Source organism: Streptomyces sp. NPDC006512, assembly GCF_040611935.1.
Lineage (GTDB): Bacteria > Actinomycetota > Actinomycetes > Streptomycetales > Streptomycetaceae > Streptomyces.
In genome coordinates, this window is the sequence record NZ_JBEXPG010000117.1 from 1 (window position 1) to 9,019 (window position 9,019).

A 9,019-nucleotide genomic window follows, 5' to 3' on the forward strand; every position below is an offset into this window, starting at 1 on the left:
GTTCCCGGTAGGTGAGTTCCTGTGCGCCGAAGACGACGGCGCGGGCGGTGGGGCGCAGGCGGGCCTGTTCCTCGAAGCGGTCGGTGAGCGTGGCCCCGCCGGTCTCCGTACGGGTCCCGGTCCACTCGTCCAGGACCTGACGCCGCTCCGCCTCACCCAGCAACTCCAGCTCTGAAAGCGGCTGTTCAGGCGACTCCAGCACCGACTCCACGAACCGGAGGAAGCGGTCCTGGTGCCCGGCCACCGCCTCCAGGTCGCACACCTCGGGCGCCGCGTCGAAGTCGATCCGCAGCCCGCCCTCCGGCCCGAGGTCGTACACCCCGACCGCCAGGTCCTCGACCGGCCCGTTGCTCAGGTTGTGCTGCGTCGTCGGCAGACCGCAGAACCGCATACCGGGCGTGAACGCCATGATGTTCACCAGCGGGGCCGTGATCCGCCGCTCCGTCTCACCCAGCCCCAGGTCCCGGCACATGTCCTCGTACCGGGTGCGCTGACGCGCCAGCCCCCGCCGCGCCTCGGCGACCACCGTCGCCAGCAGCTCGCCCGGCGTGCCGTCCGCCCGCACCGGCACCCGCAACGGGATGACGTTCGACAGCATGGCCGGCGTACGGCGCGCCAGATCGGTGCGCCGCCCCGTCACCGGAAGCCCCAGCACCGGCTCCGCACTCCCCGAAACCGCGTGCACGTACGCCCCGACCAGCGCGATCACCAGCATCGTCCACGGCGCCCGGTGCGCCCGCGCCACTTCCCGCAACCGCTCCGCCCGTTCCGGCGGGAGCAGTGCGGTGCGCCGGACGAACGGCAGCGCGCCCGGCGCCGTACGGCCCGAGCGGCCCTCGCCCAGGCGCGGGGTCTGCGGCAGCTCCGCGAGGTGCCCGGCCCAGTGGGCCCGCTCCTCGGCCGCCCCGTCCGACGCCCGGTACGCCGCGTCCTCCTCCAGTACGTCGGCCAGCGCGCCGAACGGGGTCGGCCCCCACGGCTCGCCCGCGGCCCCCCGCTCGTACAGCTCGACCAGCCTCCGGTCCAGCAGGGCCACGCCCATGCCGTCGATCACGAGGTGGTGGAAGGCGTGGAAGTAGAACCACCGCTGCTCCCCGTCCGCCGTCGTGCCCGCCCTCAGCAGCGCGTGCCGGGTCAGCCAGCCGTCCGCCAGGTCGAAGGGCCGGGCCAGCTCCCCCGTCATCCAGGCGCGGGCCGCCCCGACGGGATCCGCCGCGCCGCCGAAGTCGACGGACTCCAGCCGCCGGCCCTCCGGTTCGGGGTGCAGCAGCTGCCACAGCCCGCCGTCCTCGTCGGCCCGGGTGCCCCGGATCCGCAGGACGTCCGCCTCGCGGGCCAGCTGCCGCCAGGCCCGGGCCAGCAGCTCCGCGTCCAGCGGCCCCGCGAGCTCCCGGTACTCCCCGATGTTGTAGCGGCAGCCCGTGGCGTCGAGTCCGTGGGCCATCCAGATGTCGCGCTGCGCCGCCGACAGGGGCAGCCGCACAGCGGCCGGCCCGTGCGCGCTGCTGCGTTCGGACGCGGTGGGGGACATGCGGATGCTCCTCGCGAGGGGTGGTGTGGGTGGTGCGGAGACCCGGGCCCGCCCGGTGGCGGTGGTCCGGCCGTACGTCATACAACCCGCGGCCCACCGGCCCGGGCGGCAGTTGCTCCGGCACTCCGGCAGCAGTTGGGCGGCGGTACCGGCGGAACCCGCGCCGGCCCGCGATCCGGTCGTGCCCGGCGAAGGCGCGGCGCACGTCGTCCAGGGGGTCCGGGACGGCGGGGACGCCCCCGGCCTGCGGCGCGTCGGCGATGGGACGTGCCGGGGCGGGCCGTCAGGGGGCGACGGCCGCCGCCGGGCAGGAGCTGGGGCGGACGGCGGCGCGGACCAGGCCCAGCACCCTGAACCGCGAGCCGCCGCTCTCGTGCGCGGCCCGTACGGCGCCCGCGATCAGCAGCTCCCGCAGCATCCGGCCCGAGTCGGACAGGCCGCGGCCGGTCAGCGCGGTGATGCCGGCCAGCGTGAACTCGGCCCCGTCACGGCCCGGCCCGGGCTCCGGGGCCTGCGCGCAGAGGGCGTCCAGCAGGTCCCGGGCCCCGGCCGGCAGCCGGCTCAGCCGCTGGTGCAGGGTCACCCGGAAGCGGTCCGCGCCCGCGCCCCCGCCGAGGTGGTCGAGCAGCGCGACGGGATCGGCGTCGAGGCTGCGGCACAGGGTGGCGAGATCGCACACCACCATCCACGAGGCGGCCGCGGCGAGGGCCCCCGGATGCCCGTCGAGGCGGCGGCACAGCCACGCCACCTGCTCCAGGTCGACGGACCCGGGGCTGAACTCGGGCCGCACGCGCCGTACGTGGTCCAGGAACACCCGGACGGCCGGGGCTCCGGGATCCGCCGCGCCCTCGGCCGGCACCTCCAGCGGGGCCAGCAGGAAGATCCGCTCGCCCGGTACCTCCCACGGCTGGTCCGAGGTGACCAGCAGCCGCAGGCCGGGGCAGGCGCGCAACAGCCCGGTCAGCCGGTCGTACCGGGGCGGAGCCGCCGGCGCCCCGTCCAGGACGAGCAACACCCGCTGCTCACCCAGTAGTTCGGCCAGCGCGGCCACCCCGAACCCGGGCGGCCCGGCCAGGACCGAGGCCCCGCCCGCACCACCCGTCCCACCCGTCCCATTCGTCCCGCCCGTACCGGCCGGCTCGCCGGGGCCGGCCGGGAGTACGCTGCCCGCCGCCGGCGCGCCGCACAACTCCGCCACGGCCCCCGCCACCCGGTCCGACAACTCCCCTTCGCCGTGGGCCAGATAGTCGGCCGACGCACCGGGGAAGCCGTACCACAGCACCGGGACGCCGGCCCCGTGCACGCGCTCGGCGACCTCCAGCGCCACCCGCGTCTTGCCGACCCCGCCGAGCCCCACCAGATGCACCAGCCGCTCGGCGCCCGAGACAAGCTCCCGCTCCAGCACGGCCGTCTCGGCGTCCCGCCCCGGCATCGCGTGCAGCGCGGTCGGCGGCGCCGGCGGCTGCGCCCAGTACGACCCGCCGCCACGGCCCTGCTGGGCGGCGGCCTCCAGCGCGGCCCGCGCCCGGGGCCCCAGCCGCAGCGCGTCGGCCATCAGCCGCACGGTGTCCGGCCGGGGCCGTCTGGCCCGGCCCTGCTCCAGATCGCGGATGGCCCGCACGCTGATCGTCGACAGGTCGGCCAGCTCCCGCTGGGTGAGCCCGATCCGCAGCCTGTGGGCCCGTATCAACGCCCCCACCCGGGAGGTTTCCTGCGCGGGCCCCGCGGGGGCGCCGTGGTGCCGGTCCGTGCTCGTGTCCGTGTGCGTATCCGTGTTCATGCGGGTGCTCCCGGGGACGGTGAGGGAGAACGGCGGGGCCTGGGGTGACGGCCCGGTTCCTGTTCCCCATCCTGGGCAGCGCGCTATCGCGTCGGCATCACCGGGCGAACAGCGTTCGCCCGTCCCGTCCTATCGGCGCTCGAGAAAGCCGCGAGCGGTCCGTGATAGCGCGGGGATAGGGGCGGGGCCGGTCCGGGGATTCCGGCCGTTCCTACGTTGGTGTCCAGAAGAAGGAAGCGCCCCGGAAACCCCCGGGGAGCACCGACGAAGGGACCCCGACATGACCGTCACCCACGCCCTGCGCACCGCGTTCGTCACCGTCGCCCTCGCCGGCGCCGCCGTCCTCGGCACCCAGGCCGCCCAGGCGGACGGCGCGGCGGGCGCCTCCGTCGGCGCCGCCGGCCCGCAGGCCGTCCCGGCGCCGGGTGCCTCGAGCAACACCAACCCGTGGGACTGACCCCGCCCGCCCGGCGCCCCCGCACCGGAACCCCGGGCCACCGCGGTTCCCGCACCGGAGCCCCGGCAGGCCGCCGCCCGCCCCTGCCCCCGGAAGGCCCCGAAGGCGGTCAGACCCCGGCGGCGGAGCCCGCCGCCGGTGCGCGTACCGGAGCCGGCGCAGGCCCCGGCAGCGGAGCCCCCGACACCACCGTCCCCGACACCACCGTCCCCGACACCACCGTCCCCGACACCACGGCCCCCGGCACCACCGTCCCCGACACCGTCGGCGGCGTGCCCGAGAAGGATCCCGGGGTCCTGCCCGCCGGGGACCCGCCCGTCGGAGCGGAGCCCAGCAGCCTTTCGGCCTCGGCCAGTTCAGGCCCCATCCGCCGGTCCCGGAAGGCCCGTACCGCGCTCTCCAGCAGTTCCCGGGACCGCGACCGCTCCCCGGTACCCCCGCTCGCCGCGAGCAGCCGGGCCAGGTCGAGGCGCACCAGCGCGGCCCCGCCCTGGTCCATGATCTGCTCCCGCACCGACAGCGCCTGCGCGTAGAACCCCCGGGCCGCCTCGCACCTCCCCATCTCGGCGTGCGCGTGCCCGAGGTCCCGCAGCAGGTGCCCCTCGCCGATGACGTCGCCGCTGTCCCGGCACAGCTCCAGCACCTCGGTGAAGGTGGTCACCGCCCGCTCGTGCTCGCCCTGCCCCTGGAGCAGTTGTCCCGCCCGCCGCAGGGTGCGCGCCTGGCCGCCCGTGTACCCCACCGAACGGTAGATGCCGAGCGCCTCGTCGAGGCGGCTCTGCGCGGCCGAGGTCTGCCCGCGCCGCATCCAGATGTGCGCGCTCTGGGTCAGGACGATGGCCCGGCCCACCACGTCACCGGCCCGGTCGAAATCCCGCAGCGCCCGGTCGTACAGCGTCAGCGCGTGGTCCTCGTTGCCCCGCATCCGCTCCAGCAGCGCCAGGTCGCGGTGGCACAGGGCCAGCCCCTGCCGGTCGCCGAGCTCCTCGAACAGCCCCAGCGCCGAGGTCAGCGCCGCCCGCGACTCCTCGCTCTGGCTGCGCCCCAGGTAGAGCACCCCGAGCGAGCCGAGCAGGGCCGCCGTGCCCCGGGTGTTCCCGGCCGACCGCACGCATTCCAGGGCCAGTTGGTGCGTACGCTCCCAGTCGTCGAAGTAGCCGCGCCCCTCGAACAGGGTGGCCAGCGTCGCCGCCAGGTCCCAGCACAGCTCGTCCATCCCCTCCCGGGCGGCGTGTTCCACGGCCTGCACCAGGTTCGCGTGTTCGCTGTCGAGCCACTCCAGCGGATCCACCAGCAGCTCCTCCACACAGCCCGCCGGCGGCTCCCAGCGCGGTGCGCCGCCGTGCAGGACGGTGAAGTCCCCGCCGTAGATGCGCCGGTGGGCCTGCTCGGCCAGGGACATCCAGCCGCCGAGCATCCGGGCCGTCGCCGCCCGCTGGTCGGCCGGGTCGTGGTGCGCGGCGAGCTGCTCCCGCGCGAACACCCGGATGATCTCGTGGAAGCGGTAGCGGAACCCGCCCGTGGACTCCATGCCGACGACGTCCAGCATCTGTACGTCGACCAGCGGCTCCAGCAGGTCGGAAGCGAACGGCCGCGGATCGTCCAGCAGTGGCCCCGCCAGCCAGCCCGGCAGCGTCGGCCCCTGCGCGAGGCTCAGCAGCCGCAGCAGCCGGCGGTCCTCCGCCGCGAGCCCGTCGTGGGTGAGCGAGAGGCTCGCCCGCATCGTCATCTCGCCGTGGGTCAGTTCGTCCAGGCGGTGCCGTTCGTTCGCGAGCCGGTGCACCATCGAGGCCAGCGTCCAGTGCGGGCGTGCCGCGAGGCGGGCCGCGACGATCCGCAGCGCGAGCGGCAGCCCGCCCACCGTGCGGATCAGCGCCTCGACCGCGACCCCCTCGCGGGCGACCCGGTCCGCGCCGATCACCCGGACCAGCAGTTCCACGGCGTGCCCGGTGCCCATCACGTCGAGCTCCACGCGGTGCGCGCCGGGCAGCCCCGTGAGCCGCACCCGGCTGGTCACCAGTACGGCGCAGCTGTTGCTCCCGGGCAGCAGGGGCCGGATCTGGCTCTCGGACGCGGCGTCGTCGAGCACCACCAGGACCCGGCGGGAGGCGAGCAGGGTCCGGTACATCTCGGCGCGCTCGTCCTGTGATTCGGGGATCACCGGGCCGGGGATCCCGAGGGCCCGCAGGAACCGGCCCAGTACCTCGCCGGAGGTGGCCGGGGTGCCGGTGCCGCGCAGATCGCAGTACAACTGCCCGTCGGGGAAGGCGGAATCGCTGAGCCGGTGGGCGATGTGCGTGGCCAGGGTGGACTTGCCGGTGCCCGGCTTGCCCACGATCACGGCCAGCCCGACGGCCCGCCGGGTGCCGTCGCCGAGCAACGCCCCCTCGATGCGCAGGATCTGTTCCTCGTCGCCGACGAAGTCGGAGGTGTCGGCGGGAAGCTGACGGGGCGTCTCCTCACGGTACGGACCTCCCTGCGCGGAAGCGCCGTACGCCCCGCCGGGTCTCTCCGCCCTGCCTGCACCCCCCTCCGACCGGTACTCCGCCCCAGGCAGGCCGCCGCCCGCCGCCTCCAGCCGGTACTCCGCACGAGCGAAGCCCCCGGGCCCCCCGGTGATCTCCTGCGGGTACTCCGTACCGGTGCGGCCCGCCGGGCCGTGGGCGGTCTCCGGCCGGTATTCCGCTCCAGGGAGGCGGCCCGGACCGCCGGTGGTCTCCGGTCCGTACTCCGCACCAGTAGAGCCCCGCGCGCCCCCGGGGGTCTCCTGCGGGTAATCCGTACCGGTGCGGCCCGCCGGGCTGTGGGTGGTCTCCGGCCGGTACTCCGCACCCGGGAGGCGGCCCGGACCGCCGGTGGCGTCCGGTCCGTACTCGGTGCCGGGGAAGCCGTCAGGGACCCCGGCGGTGGTCTCCGGTCGGGACTCCGCTCCCGGGGAGCCGCCCGCTCTGACGTGGCCGAGCAGGGCCAGACCCGCGGAGCCCCCGGCGGACGTCCCGGCCGGGCCCAGGGCACCGTCGCGGCCACCTTCCGGAGCCCCGGAGCCTGTTCCGAGGTCCGTCGGCCCGGCGAGGAGCGCGCCGAGAAGGGCCCCGCCCAGGGCGTCCGTCGTCCCGCCGGGCCGCCCCGGCAGAGCGGGGAAGCGTGACCCGCCGCCGTAACCCGGGCCGGCCGTCTCCGCACCCGCCCCCAACGGCCGCCCCGCCGCCCCGGCGCGCGCCGGTCCGCCCCCCGGCCGCCGTCCGGCATCCGCCGCTCCCGCGTCCGCCGGTCCGGCCCCCGGCCGTCCGGCATCCGACGGGCCGGGGCCCGGAGTTCCCGCGCCCGGTGTGGTGGAGCCGGGCCGCGCGCCCTCCCGGCCGCCGCCGCTCTCACCCGGGCCCGACGGTTCCGCGTCCACCGAGCCGGCGCGCACCGGTCCGGATCCCCACGGGCCGGCACCCTGCTGTCCGGGACCCGGCGCAGAGGCATCCGGGGCTCCGAACCCCGGCCGTCCGGCGCCCGCGGCTCCCGCTCCCGGCGTGCTCTGGCCGGGCCGCGCCCCCGCCGGGCCGCCATCGGCCCCGAGCGGTCCCACCGATCCCGCGCCCACCGATCCCGCGCCCACCGATCCCGCGCCCGACGGGTCGGCCCCCCGGCCCGCATCCCGCAGCTCCGCGCCCATCGCACCGGCTTCACCCGGGCTCGGTAACTCCCGGCCCGACCACCACGCCCCGCCTCCCGGAGCCTCCGCCCGGAACCCCGTCCCCGGGGCGTCGGCCCCGTCCCGGAACCCCGCGCCCGGAGCCTCCGTCTCCCGGAACCCGCCCCGCAGAGCCGCGCCCTCCCCCTTCCCCGGCAGGGGGACCGGGGGGACCTCGCCCGAGAGGATGGCCCGCTCCAGCTGCCGCAGCTCGCCCCCGGGCTCCAGGCCGAGTTCCTCCACCAGCAGTTCCCGCCCGACGCGGTAGCTCTCCAGCGCCTCCGCCTGCCGGCCCGACCGGTACAGGGCGAGCATCAGCTGCCCGCGCAGCCGCTCCCGCAGCGGGTGGACCCGTACCAACAGCTGGATCTCGCCGACGAGCTGGTGGTGGCGGCCCAGGTCGAGTTCGAGGTCGATCCGGGTCTCGGCGGCCGTCAGCCGCTCCTCGTCCAGCTGGAGGGCCTTGCTGCGCAGGGTCTCGCTCGACACCCCGCTCAGGCAGTCCCCCTGCCACAACTCGGCGGCCAGGCGCAGCAGTTCCACCGCCCCGGCGATGTCGCGGCGCTTCCCCAGGGCCCGCGCCTCCGCGACCCGGCGGGCGAAGATCGCCGCGTCGACGAGGTCGCCCTCCGTCTTGAGGGCGTAGCCGGGCGGGCGGGTGGTGATGGCGGCGGCGATCCCGGCCGTGGTGAACAGCTTGCGCAGCCGCGACACGCAGATCTGCACCTGCGTGCGCGCCGTGTCCGGCGGCTCGTCGTCCCAGATCAGATCGACCAGGTAGTCGGTGCTCACAACCCGGTTCGCCTCAAGCAGCAGGGCGGCCAGAATGACCTCCTGCCGCCCCGGTGGGATCCTGACCGGCCCGCAGTGGCCGGTCACCTGTAACGGTCCGAGGATGCGGAACACCACCGTGTCCGGGGTGTGCGGAACCCCGCCGGGCGAAACGGTCATGAGTCTCCCAGCTGGAGGCACACCAGTGAACGGATGGAGCGCGGGGCCAGTCTCGCCGAACACCTCTCCGGTTGTCCATGGTGTGGAGATTGCGTGGTGGTGAAGCGTGATAGGCAAGGGATAGCCCCGAGTTGCGGACCTGGCGGAACGTGGAGCGGCCGGCACCCGGAGGGGGTGCGGCCGTACGAAAGGACTGCCCATGAACAGTCGGCACGCCGGGCGGCGGGTACCGCCCAGCCGCGTCGTCACCGACTCCGGGGTCGACCACGTGCGCCTCGCCTACGACTACCTCGACGCGGGCGACCTCGACGGCTACGGCTCGCTCCTGCACGGCGGGACGCTCGGCACCGACCTGGAGTGTCCCCGGCCGCCCGGCGTCCGCCACCACATCAACCGGATCGTCGCCGACGGGGACTGCGTGGTCGTCATGGGCCGACTCTCGCCCCAACAGAGCGAGTTCGTGGACGTGTTCACCCTCTCGGCCGAGGGCATGCTCCGGGCCTGCCGCCGCTACTACCGCTGACCTAGGGCCTGTCGTCAAACTCCCGTCGTCGCCCGGAGGGCGGCCCTGCGGCGTCTGGTGCGTGCTCTCGGTGCGCCGGGCGGAAGCCCGCGTAC

The 9,019-nt window shown here is 76.2% G+C and carries 5 protein-coding genes; 2 read left to right on the forward strand and 3 right to left on the reverse strand.

Annotated elements, in window-relative coordinates; all coding sequences use genetic code 11:
• On the reverse strand, nucleotides 1-1,531 hold a 1,531-nt coding region (locus tag ABZZ17_RS39385), incomplete at its 3' end, for a condensation domain-containing protein (protein ID WP_356884099.1).
• A 283-nt stretch (nucleotides 1,532-1,814) separates the two neighbouring features.
• Nucleotides 1,815-3,311 carry a helix-turn-helix domain-containing protein gene (locus ABZZ17_RS39390; RefSeq protein ID WP_356884101.1) on the reverse strand — a complete coding sequence of 499 codons (1,497 nt, stop codon included), beginning with the start codon at nucleotides 3,309-3,311 and terminating at the stop codon, nucleotides 1,815-1,817.
• Nucleotides 3,312-3,591: 280 nt separating this feature from the next.
• Between ABZZ17_RS39390 and ABZZ17_RS39395 the strand changes: the two genes are divergently transcribed.
• The gene (locus tag ABZZ17_RS39395) at nucleotides 3,592-3,768 is read left to right on the forward strand and encodes a hypothetical protein (protein ID WP_356884103.1); all 177 of its coding nucleotides are present in this window, start codon (nucleotides 3,592-3,594) and stop codon (nucleotides 3,766-3,768) included.
• A gap of 109 nt (nucleotides 3,769-3,877) precedes the next feature.
• Here ABZZ17_RS39395 and ABZZ17_RS39400 read toward each other — a convergent pair whose 3' ends face one another.
• The gene (locus ABZZ17_RS39400) at nucleotides 3,878-8,401 is read right to left on the reverse strand and encodes a BTAD domain-containing putative transcriptional regulator (RefSeq protein WP_356884105.1); all 4,524 of its coding nucleotides are present in this window, start codon (nucleotides 8,399-8,401) and stop codon (nucleotides 3,878-3,880) included.
• Nucleotides 8,402-8,600: 199 nt separating this feature from the next.
• Here ABZZ17_RS39400 and ABZZ17_RS39405 point away from each other — a divergent pair, with 199 nt between their 5' ends.
• The gene (locus ABZZ17_RS39405; protein WP_356884107.1) at nucleotides 8,601-8,924 is read left to right on the forward strand and encodes a nuclear transport factor 2 family protein; all 324 of its coding nucleotides are present in this window, start codon (nucleotides 8,601-8,603) and stop codon (nucleotides 8,922-8,924) included.
• Nucleotides 8,925-9,019: the final 95 nt, after the last annotated feature.

What these genes read in the sequence shown, in the direction of transcription:
- ABZZ17_RS39390 (WP_356884101.1), bottom strand. Translation starts at nt 3,311, where the DNA reads ATGAACACGGATACGCACACGGACACGAGCACGGACCGGCACCACGGC.
- ABZZ17_RS39395 (WP_356884103.1), top strand. Translation starts at nt 3,592, where the DNA reads ATGACCGTCACCCACGCCCTGCGCACCGCGTTCGTCACCGTCGCCCTC.
- ABZZ17_RS39400 (WP_356884105.1), bottom strand. Translation starts at nt 8,401, where the DNA reads ATGACCGTTTCGCCCGGCGGGGTTCCGCACACCCCGGACACGGTGGTG.
- ABZZ17_RS39405 (WP_356884107.1), top strand. Translation starts at nt 8,601, where the DNA reads ATGAACAGTCGGCACGCCGGGCGGCGGGTACCGCCCAGCCGCGTCGTC.